The organism is Kitasatospora sp. CB01950, assembly GCF_001905465.1.
In the GTDB taxonomy this organism is placed as follows: Bacteria; Actinomycetota; Actinomycetes; order Streptomycetales; family Streptomycetaceae; genus Kitasatospora.
Genome location: NZ_LISX01000012.1, coordinates 21,687 through 44,866, shown reverse-complemented (window position 1 = coordinate 44,866; position 23,180 = coordinate 21,687). Strand labels below are relative to the sequence as shown.

At 71.5% G+C, this 23,180-nt stretch carries 12 protein-coding genes; 4 read left to right on the top strand and 8 right to left on the bottom strand.

Annotated features, from left to right (window positions below):
- Positions 1–87 precede the first annotated feature (87 nt).
- The 5 genes from AMK19_RS26160 to AMK19_RS26140 all read right to left on the bottom strand — a co-directional run bounded on the left by AMK19_RS26160 (position 88) and on the right by AMK19_RS26140 (position 5,645).
- A complete protein-coding gene (locus AMK19_RS26160; protein WP_073815870.1) occupies positions 88–2,655 on the bottom strand; it encodes an FtsX-like permease family protein in 2,568 nt (855 codons plus the stop codon).
- Entirely contained in the window at positions 2,652–3,401 is a 750-nt protein-coding gene (locus AMK19_RS26155; protein WP_073815869.1) for an ABC transporter ATP-binding protein, read from the bottom strand. The genes AMK19_RS26160 and AMK19_RS26155 overlap by 4 nt, the downstream gene beginning before the upstream one ends.
- On the bottom strand, positions 3,398–3,673 hold the full coding sequence (locus AMK19_RS26150; RefSeq protein WP_073815867.1) for an SHOCT domain-containing protein: 276 nt from the start codon (positions 3,671–3,673) through the stop codon (positions 3,398–3,400). The genes AMK19_RS26155 and AMK19_RS26150 overlap by 4 nt, the downstream gene beginning before the upstream one ends.
- Before the next feature lie 119 nt (positions 3,674–3,792).
- Positions 3,793–4,455, bottom strand: a complete 663-nt coding sequence (locus AMK19_RS26145) for a response regulator (protein WP_073815866.1) — start codon at positions 4,453–4,455, stop codon at positions 3,793–3,795.
- On the bottom strand, positions 4,452–5,645 hold the full coding sequence (locus AMK19_RS26140) for a sensor histidine kinase (protein WP_073815864.1): 1,194 nt from the start codon (positions 5,643–5,645) through the stop codon (positions 4,452–4,454). The genes AMK19_RS26145 and AMK19_RS26140 overlap by 4 nt, the downstream gene beginning before the upstream one ends.
- A gap of 156 nt (positions 5,646–5,801) precedes the next feature.
- Here AMK19_RS26140 and AMK19_RS26135 point away from each other — a divergent pair, with 156 nt between their 5' ends.
- On the top strand, positions 5,802–6,779 hold the full coding sequence (locus AMK19_RS26135) for a UTP--glucose-1-phosphate uridylyltransferase (RefSeq protein WP_083647367.1): 978 nt from the start codon (positions 5,802–5,804) through the stop codon (positions 6,777–6,779).
- 21 nt (positions 6,780–6,800) lie between these two features.
- Here the strand turns inward: AMK19_RS26135 and AMK19_RS26130 are convergent, their stop codons facing one another.
- A complete protein-coding gene (locus AMK19_RS26130; RefSeq protein ID WP_073815863.1) occupies positions 6,801–7,667 on the bottom strand; it encodes a PhzF family phenazine biosynthesis protein in 867 nt (288 codons plus the stop codon).
- A gap of 122 nt (positions 7,668–7,789) precedes the next feature.
- On the opposite strand from AMK19_RS26130, the gene AMK19_RS26125 reads away from it, so the two are divergent.
- Positions 7,790–8,518 carry a polyprenol monophosphomannose synthase gene (locus AMK19_RS26125; protein WP_073815861.1) on the top strand — a complete coding sequence of 243 codons (729 nt, stop codon included), beginning with the start codon at positions 7,790–7,792 and terminating at the stop codon, positions 8,516–8,518.
- Positions 8,519–8,583: 65 nt separating this feature from the next.
- Here the strand turns inward: AMK19_RS26125 and AMK19_RS26120 are convergent, their stop codons facing one another.
- On the bottom strand, positions 8,584–9,792 hold the full coding sequence (locus AMK19_RS26120) for an ROK family protein (RefSeq protein WP_073815859.1): 1,209 nt from the start codon (positions 9,790–9,792) through the stop codon (positions 8,584–8,586).
- Positions 9,793–9,848: 56 nt separating this feature from the next.
- On the opposite strand from AMK19_RS26120, the gene AMK19_RS26115 reads away from it, so the two are divergent.
- The gene (locus AMK19_RS26115; protein ID WP_073815858.1) at positions 9,849–11,066 is read left to right on the top strand and encodes an MFS transporter; all 1,218 of its coding nucleotides are present in this window, start codon (positions 9,849–9,851) and stop codon (positions 11,064–11,066) included.
- Positions 11,067–11,337: 271 nt separating this feature from the next.
- Here the strand turns inward: AMK19_RS26115 and AMK19_RS26110 are convergent, their stop codons facing one another.
- On the bottom strand, positions 11,338–16,026 hold the full coding sequence (locus tag AMK19_RS26110) for an FG-GAP-like repeat-containing protein (RefSeq protein ID WP_158071948.1): 4,689 nt from the start codon (positions 16,024–16,026) through the stop codon (positions 11,338–11,340).
- Positions 16,027–16,615: 589 nt separating this feature from the next.
- On the opposite strand from AMK19_RS26110, the gene AMK19_RS26105 reads away from it, so the two are divergent.
- Complete coding sequence (locus AMK19_RS26105) at positions 16,616–23,095, top strand: RHS repeat domain-containing protein (protein WP_158071947.1); 6,480 nt, start codon at positions 16,616–16,618, stop codon at positions 23,093–23,095.
- Positions 23,096–23,180 lie beyond the last annotated feature (85 nt).

Below are 23,180 nucleotides of genomic sequence, written 5' to 3'. Positions count from 1 at the left end.
CTGTAACAGGCGACTACGATAAGTGACGGTTACGGCGGCCCCAGCTTCCTCTTATGGGAAGCCGGGGCCGCACAGCCTGACGGCTCGTCAAACCGCCGCCACCGCTTGCAGGATGTCCAGCCGGGCGGCCCTCGCCGCGGGCCGCAGCCCGGCCAGCGCGCCCGCCACCAGGCCGACCAGCGCGACGACGGCCAGCCGCCCGACGGGCAGCGCGAACGAGCCGGTCCCGGCGCTGTCCGCGGCCCGGGTGAGCGCCCAGCCGAGCAGCGCGCCGAGCGCCAGCCCGCCGGCCGTGCCGAACGCGGCGACCAGCACCGACTCCCAGCGCACCATGGCCCGCAGCTGCGCCCGGGTCTGCCCGACGGCCCGCAGCAGGCCGAGCTCGCGCAGGCGTTCGTGGACGGCCAGGGTGAGCGTGTTGGCGATGCCGAGCAGCGCGATCAGCACGGCGAGCGCCAGCAGCGCGTAGACCACCGAGAGCATCATGTCGACGCCGGACGCGGCGCTCTCGGCGTACTCGTCGCGGGTCTGCACCTGCGGGTTGCCGTAGCCGTCGGCCACCTCGGCGATCGCGGCCTTCCCGGCGTCCAGGCTCACCCCGGGCTTCAGGGCGACGGCGACCAGCGTGTCGGAGTCCTGGACGCGGTGCGGCTGCCAGGCCTGGCGGCTGATCAGGTAGTCGCCGGTGACGCCGCCGCCCCGGTACAGCGCCCGGACGGTGAACGTGACCGTCCCGTCGGTGAAGCGCACGGGGACGACGCTGCCCACCCGCCAGCCCCGGGCGGCCGCCTCGGTGCGGGAGACGGCGAGGCCGTCGGCGCCCAGTTCGGCCAGCGAGCCGTCGATCCGCCCGAGGTCGGTGACCTGGGCCAGCTGCTCCGGGTCGGCGACGTCCAACTGCTTGCCGTGCCCGTCCACCTGGGCCACTCCCCGGCCGAGGCCCGCGGCGGCGCGGACCTCCGGCAGGGCGGCCAGGGCGGGGGCGAGCTTCGGGGAGACCCCGCTGCCGCCGGCCCCGGCGGCGGGGGCGCTGACGGCGAGGTCGCCGGCGAAGGACCGGGCGACGGTGTCGTCCAGGGTGGCCCGCACGGACGCGCCGAACACGGTGAACAGGGTGACCACGGCGACGCCCACCATCAGCGCGCTGGCGGTGGCGGCGGTCCGCTTCGGGTTGCGGGCGGCGTTGCGCCGGGCCAGCGCGCCGGTGACGCCGCGCAGCCGGGGCAGCGGCGCGCCGAGCAGCCGGACGGCGGACGCGGCGGCGACCGGCCCGAGCACCACGGTGCCCAGCAGCAGGGCGAGCGCCCCGCCGACGGTCAGCGCCAGCGACGGCCCGCGGGTGGCGCCGAGGATCAGCGCCGGCAGCCCGCCGAGCACCATCAGCACGCCGACGCCCGTCCGTACCAGGGCACTTCGCCCGGTCGCGGCCTCGTCCACGGCGGTCTCCCGCAGTGCGGCGAGCGGGGCGGTGCGGGCGGCGCGCAGCGCGGGGGCGAGCGCGGAGCCGGCCGCCACCAGGGTGCCGACCAGCAGCGGCAGCAGGACGGTGGCGGGTTTGACGACGGTGCCGCCGGTGGGCAGCGTGAAGCCGATCGCGGCGAACAGCGCCTTGAGTCCGGCGGCGACGCCGAAGCCACCGAGCAGGCCGAGCGCGGAGGCCAGCAGCCCGAGGGTGAGCGCTTCACCGAGGGTGGTGCCGAGGACCTGCCGGCGGCTCGCGCCGAGGGCGCGCAGCAGGGCGTTCTCGCGGGTGCGTTGGGCGGTGACGATGGCGAAGGTGTTGTGGATGGTGAAGGTGGCGACCAGCAGCGCGATGCCGGCGAACACCAGCAGCAGGGTGGTGAACAGTCCGAGGAAGCGCCCGGAGACGTCCGCCGTGGACTGCGCGGTGGCGTCCGCGCCGGTCAGCGCCTCCACTCCGGCGGGCAGCAACGGCCGTACGCGTTCCACCAGTTGGCGTTGGCCGAGGCCGTCGGCGGCGCGCAGCCGGACGGTGGAGACCTGGCCGCTGCCGTTCGGTGTCAGGTGGGCCTGGGCGTCGGCGAGGGTGAGCGCGGTGAAGGTGCTGGGGCCCATGCCGTCGGCGTCCGCGCCGAAGGTGGCGATGCCGACGACGGTGATCCGCACCGGGTCGGGGGTGCGCACCACGGTGGTGTCGCCGACGTGCAGCTTGCCGGCCTTGGCGGCGCCGCGGTTGATGACGGCCTCGCCGGGGGCGGCGGGCGCGCGGCCTTCGGCGAGCCGGTAGGGGTTGAGGGTCGGGTCGGCGATCCAGTTGCCGGCCCAGGTGGGCGGGCCCTGGCCGCCGACCGGCTTGCCGTCGGCGCCGATGAGCTGACCCGCGCCCTGGACGGCCCCTTCGGCGGCGGCGACGCCGGGCACGGCGCGCAGCCGGTCGACGATCGCGGCGTCGAGCGGGGCGCGGACACCGCCCGGGACGGCGGGGTCGGCGAGGGCGTCGGCGCTGCGGACCACGGCGTCGGTGCCGGCGTTGGCGTCGGCGAACAGGGTGTCGAAGTTGGCGCGCAGGGTGTCGCCGAGCACCATGGTGCCGGTCAGGAAGGCGACGCCGAGGACGATCGACAGCACGGTGCCGACCAGGCGGCGACGGTGGGCGAGCAGCGAGCGCGCCCCGATCCGGACGGATGCGTTCACCGGGCGGCCGCCGGGGAACGGCGTCCGTCGAAGGCCTTCATGCGGTCCAACACCCGTTCGGCGGTGGGCCGTTGCATGGTGTCGACGAGGCGGCCGTCGGCCAGGAACAGCACGGTGTCGGCGTATGCGGCGGCGGCCGGGTCGTGGGTGACCATCACCACGGACTGGCGCATGGTGTCGACGGCGGAGCGCAGCAGGCCGAGGACTTCGCCGCCGCTGCGGGAGTCGAGGTTGCCGGTGGGTTCGTCGGCGAACACCACCTGGGGGCGTCCGGCGAGCGCCCGGGCGACGGCGACGCGCTGCTGCTGGCCGCCGGAGAGCTGGCTCGGGCGGTGGTGCAGGCGGTCGGCGAGGCCGACGACGTCGATCAGGGCGTCCAGCCAGTCGGGGTCGGGGGCGGCGCCGCCGAGGTCGAGCGGCAGGGTGATGTTCTCCCGGACGGTCAGCGTCGGCACCAGGTTGAACGCCTGGAAGACGAAGCCGATCCGTTCGCGGCGCAGCAGCGTCAACTCCCGGTCGCCGAGCGTCGAGAGCTCGGTGTCGCCGAGCCAGGCCCGGCCGCCGCTCAGGGTGTCGAGCCCGGCGGCGCAGTGCATGAGGGTGGACTTTCCGGAGCCGGAGGGCCCCATCACGGCGGTGAACCGGGCGGCGGCGAACTCGACGCTCACCCCGTCCAGGGCCCGCACCCGGGTCTCCCCCGCGCCGTACTCCTTGACGGCGTCCTCGACCCGGGCGGCGGCGCTCATCGCTTCACCCCGGGCGTGTCCTGGCCCTCGGTGAGGACGGCGCGGCGCTCGCGGTACTCGTCGGCGTCGATCTCGCCCTGTGCGTAGCGGCGTCCGAGCACCGCCAGCGGCGCGTGCTCGGCCGTGCCGGCGCCGCACCAGCCGCGGCGGCGCCACACCGTCCGGCGCAGCACCAGCACGGCGAACACCACGACCAGCAGCCAGAAGAACGGGAACACCAGCACCCAGGGGCCGGGCCAGTGCCCGTAGCCGTCGGCCAGCAGTTCGACCATCGGAAGTCATCTCCTCGGAAGGGGGGCGGGGATCGTCCCCTGCCCGCCCCTCCACCGTCCCGCCGGCCCCGCCCCCGCCGCGTCCCCCACCGGGCGGCACCGCGGCTACTCCCGGTGTACTACCCGAGCCAGCCGGGCCGGACCAGGCCGGATTCGTAGGCGGCGACGACGAGTTGGGCGCGGTCGCGGACGCCGAGTTTGACCATGGTGCGGCTGACGTGGGTCTTGGCGGTGAGCGGGCTGACCACCAGGCGGCGGGCGATGTCCTCGTTGGTGAGGCCGAGGCCGACCAGCGCGAGGACTTCGCGTTCGCGGTCGGTGAGGACGTCCAGGCGGGCGGTGGACGGTTCCTTGGAACGGGCGGCGAACTCGCCGATCAGGCGGCGGGTGACGCCCGGGGAGAGCAGCGCGTCGCCGTCGGCGGCGACCCGCACGGCGCGCAGCAGGTCGCCGGGTTCGGTGTCCTTGACCAGGAATCCGGCGGCGCCGGCCCGTAGCGCCTCGAAGACGTACTCGTCGAGTTCGAAGGTGGTCAGCACGACCACCCGGACGGCGGCGAGTGCGGGGTCGGCGCAGATCCGGCGGGTCGCGGCGAGGCCGTCCAGGCGGGGCATCCGGATGTCCATCAGGACGACGTCGGGGCGCAGTTCGGCGGCCCGGGCGACGGCCTGTTCGCCGTCGTCGGCCTCGCCGACGACCTCCAGGTCGTCCTGCGCGTCCAGCAGCGCCCGGAATCCGGCCCGGACCAGCCGCTGGTCGTCGGCGAGCAGCACCCTGATCATGCGTCGACCTCCTTCGCGGTGAGCGGCAGCCGGGCCCGGACCTGCCAGCCGTCCGCGCCGTCGGGCCCGGCGTCCACGGCGCCGCCGAACGCGGCGGCCCGCTCGCGCATGCCGACCAGCCCGGTGCCGCTGCCGCCCGCGTCCCCGCCGCCGGGCGGCCCGGGGTCGGCCACCGACACCTCCAACCGACCGGGGAGCCACGCCAGTTCGACGGTGGCGGTGCGGGCGGTGGAGTGCCGCAGGACGTTGGTCAGCGCCTCCTGGACGATCCGGAACGCGGCGAGTCCGAGGCCCGCGCCGAGCTGCCCGGCGCGGCCCTCGGTGCGGACGGTGACGGCCAGGCCCGCGTGGCCGGCCTGCGCGACCAGTTCGTCGAGGCGTTCCAGGCCGGGGGCGGGGGTGCGCGGCGCGGCGGCCCCGGGGGTGCGCAGCGTGCCGAGCACCTGGCGGACCTCGCCGAGCGCCTCCTTGCTGGTCGCCTTGATGGTGGTGAGCGCGTCCCGGGCCTGTTCGGGCCGGGCGTCGAGCAGTTCCAGGGCGACGCCCGCCTGGAGGTGGATCAGCGAGATCGAGTGCGCCAGGATGTCGTGCAACTCCCGTGCCATCCGCAGCCGCTCCTCGTCGGAGCGGCGTGCCCGGGCCTCCTCCTCGGCGGCCCGCACGGCGGCCATCTGCTCGCGCCGGAACCGGGCCAGTTCGGCGCCGACGAAGACCAGCAGCAGCCAGGCGGTGACGCCGAGCTCCTGCCAGCCCGCGACCGAGCCGGCGGGCGCGCGCAGCCAGGACGCGGGCACGGCGTAGCTCACCAGCAGGTGCAGCAGGTAGAAGCTGCCGGCGCTGATCCAGGCGGCCCGCCGGTGGCCGCGCTGCACGGCCGAGAAGAACGCCACCACCATCGCCACGAACGCCGGCCCGTACGGGTACCCGGCCCACAGGTAGAGCGCCGTCACGGCGGTGTTCGCGGCGACGGTGACCGCCGGGTACCGGGCGCGCAGCACCAGCAGCGCGGGGCCGAGCACCAGCAGCAGGTACCCCCAGGCGTCCAGCGGGACGCGTTCGCCCTGGTGCCGGCCGGCCACGGTCGTCCCGACCACCTGGACGACCGTCACCACGACGGCGGCCGCGACCGGCCACCCCGCCTTGCCGGCCCGCACCCACACGGGCACCCACGGCTGCCGAACGTCTCCCATACCGGAAGGCTAACCGCGCCCCGGGCCCGCACCATCGGCCGCGCGGAGCAGACCCGCGTACTCCCGCCGCAGTACGCCCGGCCACGCGCCGTGATCGATCCGTCACCCCTGGTACGGTCGGTCCGGCACCGCGACCGCCCACCCGGAGGAGGCCCCATGCCCACCACCCTGCGCCGAGCCGTCATCCCCGCGGCCGGACTCGGCTCCCGGCTGCTCCCGCTCACCAGGGCCATCCCGAAGGAGATGCTGCCGGTCGGCGACCGGCCGGTGATCGAGCACACCGTGCGGGAGTTGATCGACTCCGGCATCACCGACATCACCATCGTGGTGTCCGGCGACAAGTCGCTGATCCAGGACCACTTCCGGCCCAACCCGGCGCTGGTCGCGCAGTTGCGCGCGGCCGGCAAGGACGCGTACGCGGACGCGGTGGAGGACGTCGCGGACCTGTCCCGGCGCGGCCACATCACCTATCTGTTCCAGCACGGCCCGTACGGCAACGGCACGCCGGTGCTGAACGCGGCCCGCGACTTCGGCGACGAGCCGTTCCTGGTGCTGTGGCCCGACGACGTGTTCGTCGCGCGGGTGCCGCGCGCCCGACAGTTGATCACCGCGCACGAGAAGACCGGCGCTCCGGTGCTGGCGCTGATGCCGATGGACCCGGCCGAGTCGCACCGCTACGGCGTCCCGATGGTCAAGGAGGATCTCGGCGAGGGCGCGCTGCGCATCACCGGCCTGGTGGAGAAGCCCGATCCGTCGGTCGCCCCGTCGCACTACGCGGCGATCGGCGGCTACGTGCTGACGCCCGGCGTGGTGGACGAACTCCGCGAGCAGTACCGGCAGTTCCGGGCCAACCCGGTGGGCGAGCTGTACCTGACCGACGCGCTGAACGCGTACGCGGCCCGGCGCGCCGTGTACGGCCAGGTCATCGAGGGCCGCTGGTACGACACCGGCAACCCGCAGGCATACCTGCTCGCCCAGTTCGCGCACGCCCTCGCGCACCCCGAGTACGGGCCGCCGCTGCTCGACCTGGCCCGCACCCGGCCGGGCCCCGGAGCCGGACGGGCAGCCGGGGCCGAGCGGGGAACCGGGGCCGGACGGGCAGCCGGGGCCGAGCGGGCGGCCGGAGGCGAGTAGCCGGCCGGGGCCGACGGGCCGTCAGGGGATGCGCACCGCCCGGCCGGTGACCCGGACCCGGACCTCGCCCTCGGTCAGGTCCACGGTCAGCAGGCCGGGCCGGCCGAGGTCCTCGCCCTGGTGCAGCGTCAGCCGGGCGGTCTCCAGGTGCCGCAGGTGGCGCAGGTAGGCGCCGAACGCGGCGGCGGCCGCGCCGGTCGCCGGGTCCTCGACGATGCCGCCGACCGGGAACGGGTCGCGGACGTGGAAGGTGGCGGCGTCCTGCTCCCAGACCAGCTGGAGGGTGACCAGGTCGAGGCGGCGCATCAGCGCGGCCAGCGCCTCGAAGTCGTAGTCGAGGTCGGCGAGTCGGGCCCGGGTGGCGGCGCCGATCACCAGGTGCCGGGCGCCCGCGTAGGCGATCATCGGCGGCAGCTGCGGGTCGAGTTCCCCGGCCTTCCAGCCGAGCGCGTCGAGGGCCTCGGCGAGGTCCGCGGCGTCGGCCTCCTCGACATACGGCGGAACACTCGTCAACGTCGCCGTGAACTCTCCGCCGGCGGTGCGCTCCACCGCGACCGGCACCGGGCCCGCCTTGGTCTCGAACAGCAGCTCGCCGGGGCCGATCAGCTCGCCGAGCGCGACGGCGGCGGCGATGGTGGCGTGCCCGCAGAACGGCACCTCCAGCCGGGGGCTGAAGTAGCGGACGGTGCGGCTGCGCGGCTGGTCGGGCACGGGCGTGAGGAACGCGGTCTCGGAGTAGCCGAGCTCGGCGGCGAGGGCCAACTGCTGCCGGTCGCCGAGCGCGGTGGCGTCCAGGACCACGCCCGCCGGGTTGCCGCCGGCGGGGTCGGCGGTGAAGGCGGCGTAGCGCAGCGGCTCGGCCGGATCGGCCGGTGTGTTGTCGGTCATGCCCGGCTGAACGGACGGCAGGTCACGGCCATTCCCGCGGCGGCCCCCCGGAACGTACGTGCGGGGATCAACGCTAGACTGCCGCATCCGGCTCTCATAACCGTATCGAGGATAGAAGAAACATGGCTGAGGCCCACCCGAAGGTTGTTGTGGTTGTTCCGACGTACAACGAGCGGGAGAACCTCCCGATCCTGGTAGGTCGGTTGGGCGAGCTCGGCATGCCGAACCTGCACGTTCTGGTAGTGGACGACAACTCCCCCGACGGCACGGGCGACGTCGCGGACAAGCTGGGCGCGGAGTCGGGCGGCACCCTCACCGTGCTGCACCGTACCGAGAAGGACGGCCTGGGCCGGGCCTACATCGCGGGCATGACCAAGGCGCTGGACGACGGCGCGGACATCGTGATCCAGATGGACGCCGACCTGTCGCACCCGCACACCGCGGTCCCCGCCATGGTGGAGAAGCTCACCACCACCGACTCCTCGGTCGTCCTCGGCTCGCGCTACGTGCCGGGCGGCTCGACCGCGTCGGAGTGGCCGTGGCACCGCAAGGCGCTGTCGGCGTGGGCGAACTTCTACGTCAACGCGATCCTGCAGCTGAAGGTCAAGGACGCCACCGCGGGCTTCAAGGCCTGGGAGGCGCAGGCGCTGCGCAAGGTCGACCTGCCGTCGGTGCGTTCCAACGGCTACTCGTTCCAGGTCGAGATGAACTACCGCGTGGTCAAGCGCGGCATGCGCATCTCCGAGGTGCCGATCCGCTTCGAGGAGCGCGTCGAGGGCATGTCGAAGATGAGCCTGGGCGTGCAGCTGGAGTCGGCCGTCGCGCCGTGGAAGCTCCGCTTCGGCAAGTGACCTTCCGGTAGTGCGCCGAACGGCGCGGGTCGACGATCCGTCGACCCGCGCCGTTCGCGTTCCCGTCAGCTCCCGGCGACGGCCTGCGGGTCCTCCAGGTAGGGCTCCCAGGCGAGTTCGGCGGCGCCGACCAGCCCGGCGTGGGCGACCTGCGCGGGGACGATCGGGACGCGTCCGCTGCGGCCCCACAGGCAGCGTTCGGCGACCTGGGCGGCCAGCCGGTCGGGGGCGGCGGCCAGCAGGTCGAGGTGCAGGCCGCTGAGCACGATCCGGTCGGGGTTGAGGATGTTGACCAGCCCGGCCAGGCCCAGGCCGAGGCGGTCCACGACGTGTTCGACGGCGTCGGCGGACTCCGGGTCGCGGGCGAGTTCGCGGGCCTGCGGGAGCAGCGGCCGGTCGGGGTCGGGGCGGCGCTTGGCGGCGGCGAACAGCGCGTCGGGGTCGGTCTCGGCGTTCAGGCAGCCGCGGTTGCCGCACGGGCAGGGCCGGCCGAGCGGGTCCACGGTGAGGTGGCCGACCTCCAGGGCGAGGCCCGAACTGCCGGTGTGCAGGCGGCCGTCGACGACCAGGGCGCCGCCGACGCCGCGGTGTCCGGAGGTGACCAGCAGCAGGTGCCGGGCGTCGCGTCCGGCGCCGTGGCGGTGTTCGGCGAGCGCGGCCAGGTTGGCGTCGTTGGCGACGGCGGTCGGGAGCACGGTACGGGCGCGCGGGCCGAGGTCCGCGCCGGCCACCCGGTCGGCGAACAGCTCGGCGACGGGCGCGCCGGCCGGCCAGTCGAAGTGCAGCGCGGCGAGCGCGGCGCCGTCGGGTTCGGTGACGGGGTTGGGCAGCGCGAGGGCGAAGCCGAGCACCCGGCGGCGGCTGCCCCGGGCGAGCGTCGCGCCGGCCTCGGCGACGGCGCCGAGCAGGCGATCGGGCGCGGTGTCGGCGGGCAGCGGCAGGTGGGCGGTCTCCAGCAGCCGGCCGCCGAGCGCGGCGAGGGCGACGGAGACGCCGTCGGCGTGCAGCTGGGCGGCGAGCACGGCGGGGCCGGGGTCGGCGAGCGCGAGGCGGTGCGAGGGGCGGCCGCGGCCGCCGCCGGCGGGGCGGGAGTCGACGCTGATCAGACCGAGCGCCTCCAGTTCGCCGGTGACGGCGCCGGCGGTGGCGCGGGTGACGTCGAGGGCACCGGTGAGCGCGGAGCGGGTGGGGGCCTGTCCGGTGTGGATCAGGCGCAGCGCCGGTCCGAGCAGGGTGCGGCCGCGATCGGGGGCGGTGCGGTGCGGGGTGCTCACGGCGGGGCTCCGATTCGGGCTTGAAGGTGTGTGCGGCACTCCCCTATTCTGACTTTGTGCCGCTACTGAACAAAACAGAAGCCCGTTCCTCCTCCCTCGCCTCCCCGTCCGGCCGACGCTCCTCCTGGTCGGCGGCACGCCTCGCCCTCACCGCCTTCTTCGCCGTCGACGGCTTCCTGTTCGCCTCCTGGGTGGTCCGCATCCCGGATGTCCGCGCCCAGGTCGCCGCCTCGCACAGCGCGCTGGGCCTGGCCCTGCTGTGCATCTCGGCCGGCGCGGTCGCCACCATGGCCCTGGTCGGCCGGCTCTGCCTGCGCTTCGGCTCCCGCCCCGTCACGGTCGCCGCCCTCGCCGTGTTCTCCCTCTCCGTCGCCCTGCCCGCGCACACCCACTCCGTGCTCGCCCTCGGCACCGTCCTGCTGCTGTTCGGCGCCGGGTACGGCGCGGCCAACGTCGCGATGAACAGCGCCGCCGTCGACCTGGTCGCCGAACTCCGCCGGCCCGTCATGCCGAGCTTCCACGCCGGGTACAGCCTCGGCGGCCTGCTCGGCGCGGCGATCGGCGGACTCCTCGCCGGACGCCTCTCCGCCGCCTGGGCGCTGACGCTGGCCGCCGCCCTCGGGGCCGTCGTCACCGCCGTCGCCGGCGCCGCCCTGCTGCGCGCCCCGGCCGCCCGCCCCCGCACCGTCAACAGCCCTGCCGCGCCCGGGCGTTCACGCCCGACCGGGCACGCCCGGCTGCTGGTGCTGCTGCTCGGCCTGGTCGCACTGTGCACCGCGTACGGCGAGGGCGCGCTCGCCGACTGGGCGACCCTGCACCTCACCGACGACGTCCACGCGAGCGCGGCGCTGGCCGCCGCCGGGTACGCGGCCTTCGCGTTCGCGATGACGGTGGGCCGCCTCTCCGGCACCTGGCTCACCGAACGCCTCGGCCACACCCGGGTGCTGCTGCTCGGCGGCCTGGCCGCCTGCGCGGGCATGGCGACCGCCGCCCTCGCCCCGTCCGTCCCCGCCGCCCTCGCCGGCTTCGTCCTGGTCGGCCTCGGCCTCGCCAACGTCTTCCCGCTCGCCATCGCCCGCGCCGGCGAGACCGCCGGCCCGCAGGGCGTGGCCACCGCCTCCACCCTCGGCTACGCGGGCATGCTCATCGGCCCCCCGGTCATCGGCTTCCTCGCCGACGCACTGTCCCTCCCGACGGCCCTGCTCACCGTCGCCGCCTCCTCCGCCCTGGCCGGCCTGCTCTCCCTCACCGTCCGCCGCCCCCGCACCACCTGACGCCCTCCCACTCCGCCCTCCCGATCCTCGCGCCACACGAAGTGGGCCTGACAGATCCACGCAGGATGATCAACGGCGACGGAAGCACCGGCGGCGGCACGTCTCCGGCCGATCGCGGCACAGGGCCCGGGGGCGGCTCTGTGACCGCCGACCCACCAAGTCCTGCCGACGCCCCGCACCACTGCAGTGGAAACCCGACCGCCCCGTTCGGCAGCAGGCAACTGCCGAACGGGGCGGAGGCGTCTCTTCTACGTGGTGCCTGTTCTATTGATCAGACGGTGCCGAGGATCTGGCCCCAGTCGATCCAGCCCGGGGTGGCGAAGTCGTCGCCGCCGTTGGAGAGCCGGGCCGTGGTGGTGCCGTTGGTGACCAGGTAGTCCGTCTGGTTGTCGCCGTTGATGTCGGCGAAGTTCACCAGGTTCTGGTTGGTGGTCGTCCCGGTGATGGTCTTCGGGCGGAGGTACCAGCCGCCGTGGCCGTCGCCGCCCTGGTTGATGTAGGTGGTGACGGCGGCGTCGTCGTTGACGATGTTGTAGTCGGCCCGGCCGTCGCCGTCGATGTCCGCGAACCGGACGCGGCTGCGGTCGTTGGTGACGCCCCAGGCGACCTGGCCGAGGCCGGTCCAGCCGCCGTTGCCGATGACGTCGCCGCCCTTGTTCAGGAAGACGCTGAACGCGCCGCTGTCGTTGAACATCACGTAGTCGGCCTTGCCGTCGCCGTCCCAGTCCGCGAAGCGGACGTGCGCGTAGTCGGCGCTGCCGGTGGTGATCTGCCCGATGCCCTGCCAGCCACCGCCGCCGGCGATGTCGCCGCCCTTGTTCAGGAAGACGCTGACCGCGCTGTTGGAAGTGAAATACAGGTAGTCCACCCTGCCGTCGCCGTCCCAGTCGGCGAAGCGGACCTTCGCCCGGTCGCTGGTCAGGCCGACGGCGACCTGGCCGAGGTCGGTCCAGCCGCCGTGGCCGTCGCCGCCGTTGTTCAGCTTGACGCCGATCGCACCGTTGTCGGCGACGGTGATCGCGTCCATCAGGCCGTCGCCGTTGAAGTCGCCCCAGCGGAGCTTGCCGTCGCCACCGGACTCGGTGCCGGCGGAGTGGCGGCCGTAGCTGAACGACCCGGAGGACCAAATCGCCGTGCCGTCCGCCTTGTAGATGACCAGGTTGCCGTCGGGCTGGAAGAACATGACGTTGCCCGCCGTGTCCGTTCCGCTGGCCCACAGGGCCGTGCCATCGGTGTGGGCCGCCTGCGGGTAGGCGACCAGGTTGCCGTCGGCCTGCAGGGTGAGCACGGCGCTGGCCCGGCCGCCGGTACCCGTCTTCCACGTGCCGTAGCCCGGGCTGCTGATGACCAGCTCGCCCCCGTCGAAGCGCATCCGGGCCGCGCCCGCGGCCCAGGTGGTGCCGCTCGGGTAGTTGGTGTCGTCGCTCGGGAACAGCACGTACCCGGGAGTGCCCGACAGCAGCGCCACCTGGCTGGGCGTCAGCGCGATGCCGGACCAGACCTGGACATTGGAGACCGCCCCCTTGTAGAAGCTCTGCCGGGTGCCGCCGTTGAGGAAGTCACCCACCCGGAAGCCCTTGGTGAACCCCGTGACGGCGGCGTGCGGCGTCGAACTGACCACGATTCCGTTGACGTACAGCGCCATCACGCCGGTCGTACTGCTGTAGGTCGCGGTCAGGTGCGACCAGGAGCCCGTCCGGACGGGAGCAGTGCCGGGGCGCACACAGTCGAACGACCAGCCGAAGTCGGCCTTCGCCATGCAGAAGGTCCACTGGTGGGTGGTGCTGTCCGGGTAGACCGTGAACCCGGAGGTGCTGTTGCCGTCCTGCGAGAGCAGCACACCGCCCTCGACGTCCGGCTTGGCCCACACCGACACGGTGAAGCTCTTCGCCACGTCGAGCGCCGGCGTCGTGGTGCTCAGGACACCGGTGGAGGTGCCGTTGAGGTGGACGTCGGGGCTGAACAGGTCCTTGCTGCTCCAGGTCGCGCCGGCCTGACCGGTGAGGTTCAGGGTGCCGGTGCGGTCGGCGGCGGTGGTGACGGCCGCGCCCTCGGTGGCGTTGTCGTTCAGCGCCCAGCTGTGGGTGGCGGTGACCAGGGTCTGGGCGGGCCGGCCGCTGATCGTGGTGCCGTTGAACAGGTTCGCGGAGGCGGCGCCGTTGGCGTCCACGGACCAGAGGTCGAGGGTGCCGTTGCGGTCGATGTCCGCGGCCTGCAGGGTGGGCTTGGCGGCCTTGGTCCAGCCGCTGGAGGCGACCAGGACCGGGGTTGCCGTGTTGCCGAGGGTCATGGCCAGCAGGTTCGCGGAGCTGTAGTAGTACAGCTGGCCGCCGGTGTCGGAGCGGGCGAACATCCTCGGCATGCCGTCGGTGCCGAGTGCGGTGACGATCGTCCAGCCGGCCCAGGTGCCGCTGCCGGTCGGGTTGGTGTCGGAGAGGTCGACCTCGGCGGGGAAGAAGCCGCCGGGCTGGACGGTGGTGGGCTGCAGGTAGAGCGAGCCGTCGAGGATGCTCAGCAGCGAGGGGAACGGGTTCGGCTCTCCTTCGGCCGCGATGGTGTAGAGCTGCCCGGCGTTGGCGATCCAGGCGGCCTTGGCGCTGGTGACGGGCGAGGTGAAGGCGACCGACGGGACGCCCTTTCCGACCAGCGGTGACAGGGCGGAGCCGTCGCCGTTGCCGTAGAGGACCATGCCCGCACCCGTGGTCGGGTTGTACTGGAGAACGTCGTTGAAGCCGCCGCCGGAGCGGAAGTGGCCGACGATCGCCTGGGTGCCGTTCCAGTCCGCGGGTGCGGGGTTGGAACCGGCGGTTCCCTGGGCACCGAGATTGTCCGCTGCCGCGTTCAGCGACTTGTCGGTGGCGCCGCTGGCGAGCCAGAGTCCGGCGGGCAGTGCGGACTTGCCGCCGACGGCGGCGAGGTCGGGCAGGCCGTCGCCGGTGAGGTCGTTCTCCGGAGCGGTGGCGGCGGGCGCCGCGTTGAGCTCGACGACCTCGCTGTCACCGCTGGGGTTGCCACCGGCCGAGAGCGCGGTGACGGTCAGCACGTTGTGCGCACGGGTCGGCTTGATGGTGACGGTCGCACTACCGGCCGCGGCGGGGACCGTGCTGGGTGCGGCACCGTTGAGCTGGTAGGTGTAGCTGGCCGGGACGCTTCCCACCGGGTTGGCGGAAATGGTCACCTGGGTCGGGGTGCCGACCTTGAACGGTCCGGAGCCGATGTTCGCATTCGGCTTGCCCGGTGCGGTCGGGTCGAAGGTGAACTTGCAGGTCGCGCTGGTGCCGCTGTTGGCGAGTCCGTCGTTGGTGTAGACGGTCCAGGAGAAGGTTGTCGCCGCGCCGCCCGAGGCGTTCACCAAGGTCTGCCTGCTGACCTGGAGTTGGGCCGTGGTGCCCGAGTCGGCCGGCGAATCGTCCGCCGATGCCACGACGGTACCGGTGGATGTCTTGACCAGCCGGAAATAGGCGCCGAGGCGACCGCCCTCGGGGTCGGACACGGCTGCGCGCAGCACCACGTCGCCGTTGCCGACCACGGTCGGGGGGGCTGCGGTGCAGGAGGTCGCCGGCGAAGTCGTCAGCGTGGTGGGAGTGTTTGGGACGTGGTTGTACGTCGTCGTCATGGTCATCGAGCTGGGCTGGAACTTCTTCCAGCCATAGCCGTCGGACTCGTTCGTCGCGCGCAGGCCCAGGGTGATGTCGCCCCAGTTGCCGTTGGCCGCGCTCTGCATCACGGAGGTGGTGTCGAAGCCGACCGAGGCGGCGGGGCAGCTGCTGCTGTAGCCGTTGGCGACGTTCTTGGTCGCGCTCTTGCTGCTCCAGCCGGGCTGGCTGTTCCACGTGGTCGACGACGAGATGGCACCGGTGTGCCACAGTTCGACTTCGCGTGCGCTGCAGGACGGCGCCCAGGTCTCGGTGGCATAGAACGTGGATGAGACGATCTGCGCCCCGTAGATGCTGTTGGGGACGGACATCCGCGCGTAGGACCGACCGACGTAGTAGGGCGAGTCCCAGCTGTTGTAGCCGACCCGCAGGCCCGTGCTGTCCGTCGTCTTCCAGTAGCTGGTGGTCGGGAACGCGGAGCTGACGTATGTCCAGCCGAGCGCGGAGCCGCCCTGGCTGGGGGGATCGGCGGCGAAGGTCGGATCGAGATAGAGCGGCCAGACGGTGCCCTGGCCCGACAGCAGTGCCGGGTCGGGGGTGAGGGTGATGGCGCCCGACGCGTACTCGGCCTTCAGCGGCGCGGTGTGAGCGGTGGCACCGGGGCCGGCGACGCCGGAGCGGGCCGGACTGCCACTGCGGGCATCCAGCACCTTGCCGTCCGTCGGGTCGGTGACGGTCGGCACCGAGGCGTCGACAGCCGAGTCCCAGACACCGCGGACGGGCGCGGGCGCGGAGAACGCGACCCTGCCGTGCTTGTCCTTGGCCGTGATGTTCCCCGCTGCGTCGGCGGCCAGGTCGACCCCGGTCGTCCGGGTGGTGAAGGAGAGCTTCTTCAGGGCCGGGTTGGCGGCCGCGGCCGCGTCCTTGATGACCAGGACCTCGGAGAAACCGCCCTGCGCGTCGGCGGTGACCTTCAGGTCGATGCCGGCCAGCAGGCTGTAGGTGGCGGTCGGGCCGTCCAGCACGGGGCTCGGCAGGTTCTTCACCAGCGAGGCCGGCAGGGACAGCGACAGCGAGCGATTGCCGCTCCTCATCTCCGCCAGCGGGCCGGAGCCACCGCCGGAGAGGGTCAGCGCACTGCTGCTGACCTTCGGCGCGATCGAGCCGTCGGCACGCTTCACCAGGGTGGCGTCCAGCGACTTCCAGCCGCCGTCCCGGTACGTGCGCACCGGAGTGACGGACTGCTCCAGGGTGAAACTGCCGTCCGGGTTGGCAGTCAACTGGCCGGTCGGAGTGGTCGCGCCCTGCACCACGACGGCCTTCCCGGAGGTCCGGGCCTTCGAGGACGCCTGATCGGCCGTCAACGGACCGGCAGCCGACGCGGGCGACGACGACGGCGTTGCGGGGGTGTCCGCGTGCGCCGGTATCGCCGCGGTGAGGGTCAGTGCGGTCAGCGTCGCACCCAGGGCTGCGGCGAGCGCGCGTCTTGGCGTGGAAGGTGGCACGAGAGTGTCCCCTGCCCTTTCGTTCATCGGTTCAGAGGCGGCAGTACGCCGACTCCAGGCGAGAGATTCGCACACGGCCCGACCGGCCTCCGAAGCGCCCTGATAAACAGTCAGAACGAATTGCAGAGCTTGCCTATATTTTGCCCATATTTGACCATCGCAGACGAAGTAAAGAATTCGCAAAATCGCTTGCTTGAGCAGGAGTTGGCTGGTGACGCGGGGTGGACACCCTTGCCATGATCGTCGCCGGACCCGGCGGTGATCACCACGTCGGGCCATCGGTGCTGCCCTCGTGCAGCCGACTGTAAAGGCGTGACGAACCCCCATGCTCCGTAGAGCAAAAAACCAAGTCGGCATACCAGCCACAGATGTGATACACCGTCAACAAAGGCCCTGGCAATGGGTTCGGGGAATTTCGGCGGCAACGCTGGTCTCCGCACTGATCGCCGTGCCCGCGCAGGCGGCCGAGAAGTCTCAACCCTGGAAGCCCGGTGCGCCCTCGACGGCTGCCGTGAAGGGCGTCAAGGACCTCAAGCCGAAGATCGCCAAGCAGGTCAGCGAGGCGCAGCGCACCTTCACTCCGCGCGGCACCACGTGGCCCAAGGCAGCCAAGGGCCAGGCTCGCCTGGCCGCGCCTTCGGAGAAGTCCGATGGCACCAGGCAGGCCGTTGCAGGTACGCCGGTCTGGCTCCAGGCGGCCAAGTCCGGCAGCGGCGCCCACAACGGGCCGTCCGATGTCGGTGTGACGGTGCTCGACCATGAGAAGTCCGCCGCGCTCGGTGTCTCCGGCGTGGTCTTCAGTGTCGATGCGTCCACCGGCGGCGCGGCCGACGGCAAGGTCCGGGTCGGCGTCGACTACTCGGCCTTCGCCGAAGCCTATGGCGGCAACTACGCGTCCCGCCTCCAGCTGGTCACCCTTCCGGCCTGCGCGCTGACCACCCCTGAGGTGGCATCCTGCCGCGTGCAGACCCCGCTCCCCACCCAGCGGGACGCCAAGGCGTCCAGCGTGTCCGCGGAGCTCGAACTCGCGAAGTCGTCGGCCGTGCAGGCCTCGACCGACGGGACGAGCAGTCACGCGGTTCCCGCCGTCTGGTCCGGCGACGGGTCGGTCGCGCTGAAGGCCGCTTCGACGTCGGGCGTCCAGGTCCTCGCCGCGACCGACTCCGGCAACCAGGGCGGTGGCCCGTCGGGCAACTACGCCGCCGGCACCCTGTCGCCGTCCGGCTCGTGGACCGGCGGCAGCGCCGGCGGTTCGTTCACCTACGGGTATCCGATCCAGCTGCCCACCGCCAGTTCATCGTTGGCGCCCAGCTTCAACCTCGGATACGACTCGGCGTTGGTGGACGGCAAGACTGCCTCGACGCAGGCGCAGTCCTCCTGGGTCGGTGACGGCTGGTCGACCCCGGACTCCTTCATCGAGCAGACCTTCACCTCCTGCACCGACAAGCCCGAGGGCACCGCGTCTCCCTCGGAGACCAACGACCAGTGCTACGCGGGGCCGGTCCTGACCCTGTCGCTGAACGGCTCGTCGAGCGCGCTGGTCTGGGACTCCGGGAAGAGCACCTGGAAGCCGCAGAACGACAACGGCGAGGTCATCGCCCACGTCACCGGCTCCAACAACGGCACCGGCACCTACAACACCGACTACTGGACGGTCACCGACCGCTCCGGCACGGTGTACTACTTCGGCCGCAACCAGCTGCCCGGTTGGAGCACCGGCAAGCCGGTCACCAACTCGGTCGACTCGGTGCCGGTCTACTCCTCGCACCCGGGCGACCCGTGCTACAACGCCGCAGGATTCAACTCCTCGGCCTGCACCATGGCCTACAAGTGGCACCTGGACTACGCCAAGGACGTCCGCGGCCAGGCCATGTCCTACTGGTACACCCAGGACACCAACTACTACGGGCAGAACAAGGGCGCGTCGAACACCAAGTACGTCCGCGACTCCTACCTGTCCCGGATCGACTACGGCTTGCTGGACAACGGCGCCTTCGGCACCGTCCCCAACCAGGTGCACTTCCTCACCGACTCGCGCTGCGTGGCCGCCACCTGCGACCCGATCTCGTCCTCGAACGCCGGCACGCAGTACCCGGACGTGCCGTTCGACCTGGTCTGCAACAGCGGCGCGACCTGCACCTCGAAGTCGCCGTCGTTCTTCTCGACCGTCCGCCTGAAGCAGATCGTCACCAAGCAGTACTCGACGGCGACTTCCCAGTACGCGCCGGTCGACACCTACGACCTGGCGCAGACCGCGCCGCCCACCGGCGACGGCACGTCACCGACCCTGTGGCTGGCGTCGATCACCCGCACCGGCAGCGACACCACGGCCGGCGGATCGGGCTCGATCAAACTCCCGCCCGTGGTCTTCGGCGGCACCACCATGCAGAACCGGGTGGACACCGCCAACTTCCCCGGCATGTACCGCTACCGGCTGACCTCGATCACCACCGAACTCGGCGGCCTGACCGGCATCAGCTACGGCCTGCCCAACCAGTGCACCCCCGCCTACGTGGCCTCGGCGAACGCCTCCAGCAACACCAACTCCTGCTACCCGGTGAGCTGGACGCCGAAGTTCTACACCGACCCGATCACGGACTGGTTCCGGAAGTACGCCGTCACCGAGGTCCGGGAGACCGACCAGACCGGCGGCGCGCTCACCAAGGTCACCTCCTACGAGTACGGCGGCGGCGCGGCCTGGCACTACGACGACAACGAGGTCGTGCAGGCCAAGTACCGCACCTGGGGCCAGTTCCGCGGCTACGCCGACGTCACCACCTGGGTCGGCGACGGCACCAAGGACCGTCGGACCAAGCAGAAGACCAGCTACTACCGCGGCATGGACAAGGACTGGCTGTCGCCCACCTCCATCCGGTCCGTCTCGCTGACGGACTCCCAGGGCGCCAGCCACCCCGACAGCGACCAACTGTTCGGCATGGCCCTCGAGAAGACGGTCTTCAAGGGTGACGGCAGTACGGTGGACAATCTGAGCATCAGCTCGTACTGGGTCTCCCCGGCCACCGCGACCCGCAACCGCACCGGTCTCCCCGCGCTCACCGCGCTCACGGTGAAGGACGCGGAGAGCTACAACCGTCAGGCCATCACTTCCACCCAGCCCACGACGTGGCGGGTGGGGGCGACCGACCACACCTACATTTCGGACACTGCGGACGCCAACTTCGGCGAGCTGAAAGCCACTTACTCGCACACCGTGCCGGCGAACCCCGCCTACGACCAGTGCACCACGTACACCTACGCCCCCGCGAACACCGCTCTGAATCTCGTGGGCCTGGTCGCCTCGCAGGAGACCGTGTCGGTGGCATGCGGCGGCTACACCGAGGGCAGCATCGCCTCGGCCCCGGCCGGCTACAACACGCTCACCGCCCCCGCCACCGTCAACCGGCCCGCGCAGGTGGAGTCAGCGACCCGAACGTTCTACGACGACCCGAAGTTCGGAACCGCATTCCCGCAGACCACCCCGCCGACCCTCGGCGACGTCACCATGTCGCAAAAGGCCTCCGGCTACACCGGAGGTGCCTATACCTGGCAGACCGGTGCACGCACCACGTACGACACGTACGGACGCCCGCTGGTCGTGAAGGACGCGAACGGCAACGCCACGACCACGGCGTACACCATCAACAGCGTCGGCCTCACCACCGGCACCAACGGCACCAACGCCAAGGGCCAGCCCCTCAAGACGACCATCGCGCCGGCTCGCGGCCTGGCCGTGTCGGTGACCGACGCCAACAACATCACCACCACCAGCCAGTCCGACGCACTCGGCCGGCTCACGGCAGTGTGGACGCAGTCCCGATCGACGGCGCAGCCGGCCAACCTCAAGTTCGGCTACACGGTGTCGAACACCGGCCTGTCCGGCACGACGACGGCCAAGCTCAACGAAGCTCAGGACTATCTGACGTCGGTGACCGTGTACGACTCGCTCGGCCGTGTCCGGCAGACCCAGTCGCCGACCCCGCAGGGCGGCCGACTGATCACCGAGTCGTTCTTCGACTCCCACGGCTGGGTCACCAAGGCCAACAAGGCCTTCTGGGACCCGGACCACCTCCCGACGACGGCACTCGCCACGGACGCCGCGGACGCGAAGGTTCCGAACCAGGAACTCACCACCTACGACGGTCTCGGCCGTGCGGTGCGGGTGGACTCGCTCAAGTTCTCGGCAGTCCAGGAGAGCACGACCACCGTCTACGGCGGCGACCGCACCACGGTCGTCCCACCCGACGGGGCCACGGTCAGGACGACCGTCACCGACCCGCTCGGTCGCACCGTCCGGCTCGACGACTACAGCGTGCGCCCGACTGTGACGGCACCGGCCGACACCTTCACCGGCGACTACACGGTGAGCGGCGGCACCAGCCAGTCGATCACCTACGGTTTCGACGTCCAGGGCACGCAGAACACCGTCACCGCCGGAGGATCCACCTGGACCACTTCGTTCAATCTGCTCGGAGAGGTCACCGGCCGTAACGATCCCGACGCCGGTAGCGCCACGATGCAGTACGACGCCGTCGGCAACCTGGTCGAGTCGACCGACTCGCGGGGCAAGAAGACCAGCTACACCTACGACGCGCTGAACCGCAAGACCGCGGCCTACGCCTCGGCGGTCACCGCACAGTCGGACGCCACCCGGACCGCCTCCTGGGTGTACGACAACGACAACAACGCCGTCGCCGGTATGGCCAACCCCATCGGCCACGCCACCACGGTGACGTCCTACTCCAACGGCGCCGCCTACGAGACGCAGGCCTCGGGCTTCAACGTCTTCGGCGCGTCCCTCGGCGAGACGGTCAAGATCCCGGACACCGAGGGCACGGCGCTCGGCGGCAAGTCCTATGCGGTCACGCACACCTACACCGCCAACACGGGCCTGCCCTACACCGACACCTACCCCAACGGGAACGGCCTGTCGGCCGAGACCGTGATGCACACGTACACCCCCGTCCACGACCTGCCGGCCGGTCTGTCGTCCGGCAGCTACGCCTACACCCAGGACACGACCTACGACGCCTACGGCCGGGTCTCCCAGTCGCAGATCGGCAGCCCCACCGTCGGCTACGGCGTCATCACCAACACCTATGACGCCCACACCGGGCGCCTGACCGACCAGCTCGTCCAGCGCGCCACCAGCACCAGCACCCCGAGCGACGTCGACCGCCAGCACTACGACTACAACCTGGCCGGCAACACCACCCGGCAGGTCTCCACCCGCCTCGGTACGACGTCCGAGACGCAGTGCTACAGCTACGACCAGCTCGACCGCCTCACCCAGGCGTGGACCGCCACCGACTCCTGCGCGGCCGCTCCGACCAAGGCGGCACACGCGCAGGTCGGCGACGCCGTCGCCGGCGGCGCCTACTGGACCGAGTGGGCCTTCGACGCCCTCGGCAACCGCACCAGCCAGGTGGAGCACTCCACCACCAACGGTGCCGACGCCACCACGACCTACACCTACAACGGGAACGGAAAGAACCAGCCCCACACCCTGACCTCGGCCACCGGTGGCACCAGCCTCGAGTACGACACCGCGGGCAACGCCACCAAGCGCGCCACCGCAGCAGGCGGCACCCAGAACCTGACCTGGGACGACGCGGGCCGCCTGACGTCCATCAAGGGCGGCACGGCCGGCGACAGCAGCTACGTCTACGGCACCGACGGCAAGGTCCTGCTCCAGAAGGACCCGGGGAGCACGATCCTCTACCTGGCGGACCAGCAGTACACCCTCAACACCGCCACAGGTGCCGTCACCGGCATCCGTTACCTTTCCCTTCCGGGCGGCGGCACCGTCGTTCGCACGGGCACCCTGACCAACTACCGGTTCGAGATCGCGGACCCGCACGGCACCGCGACCCTCGTCCTCGACCGCACCTGCCAGACCCCGACCTGGCGCCAGTTCACCCCTTACGGCGCCCCGCGCGGCACCGCCGCCACCTGGCCCGACAACCGGGGCTTCCTCAACGCCCCAGCGTCCACAGCCACCGGCCTGACCGTCCTCGGCGTCCGCCAGTACGACCCCGTCACCGGCCGTTTCATCAGCCTCGACCCGCTCTTCGAATTCACCGACGCACAGCAACTCGGCGGCTACAACTACGCAGCCAGCAACCCTGTGGCGAAGAGCGACCCCGAAGGCCTGATGGCCTGGGACCCGCTGACGGAGGTTTCTGTCGGAAAGCCTTCCGACCTCCAGGCGGAAGTCAACAAGGTACGGTCCAAGCCTGGCTACAAGGACAAGCCTGCATACGTTCCTCCACCGGATCCGGCGGAGACGAAAAAGTGGCGGAAGGCCCGCATCCAGTGGCTCAAGAAGCCTGGAAATAAAATTTCCAACCTTGACGTCATGGAGAGGAGCTACCACAACAGCTGCGTCAAGGGCTCTCGCGACGGGTGCCAGTATGCCAATGTGAGCACCATCTACATGCTGGAAAAATTCGTCGAGGATGCCGCCAATCGAATTGACGAAGGTTCCTATGTGTTCGATCAAGCCCAGTTCGACTACATGACCGGAAAGAACAAGGACATGAGTTGGGGGTTCAACAACGAGGAGTACCGCATCGCCTACGACCTGGCTTCAGGTCCGCACGGCAAGAGTGTGGTAGCGGTCCCCGAGGGGACCGATAAAGCCTTCGATGCGTGGGTCGACGGCGTGGCAACGGAGTTCAAGACAGTGGCTGGAACGAAGAATTCGATCGAGAAGGCCTTCAAAAACAGCAAGGGCAAGGGTGCCGATCAAGTCATCATCAGGGCCGCCGACAATTCCAAGGCATCGGAAGCACTGAGAGGAATTGGCTCCTTCGAAGCCTCAAATACGGCAGACTTCAAGTCTTATGAGATCAGTGCTACTGGAGACTGGGGCGGTTGGAGCATCACTGGAACAGTGGGCTCCAAGCCCAAGTGCCACGGCAGCTGCTGAGCCGCGAACCGAAAATTCTAGCACTCGACGTGCTGCATTTCTGGATATGATGCAAGCCGTCGGGCTCGGGGCCCTCTGAGCCCTT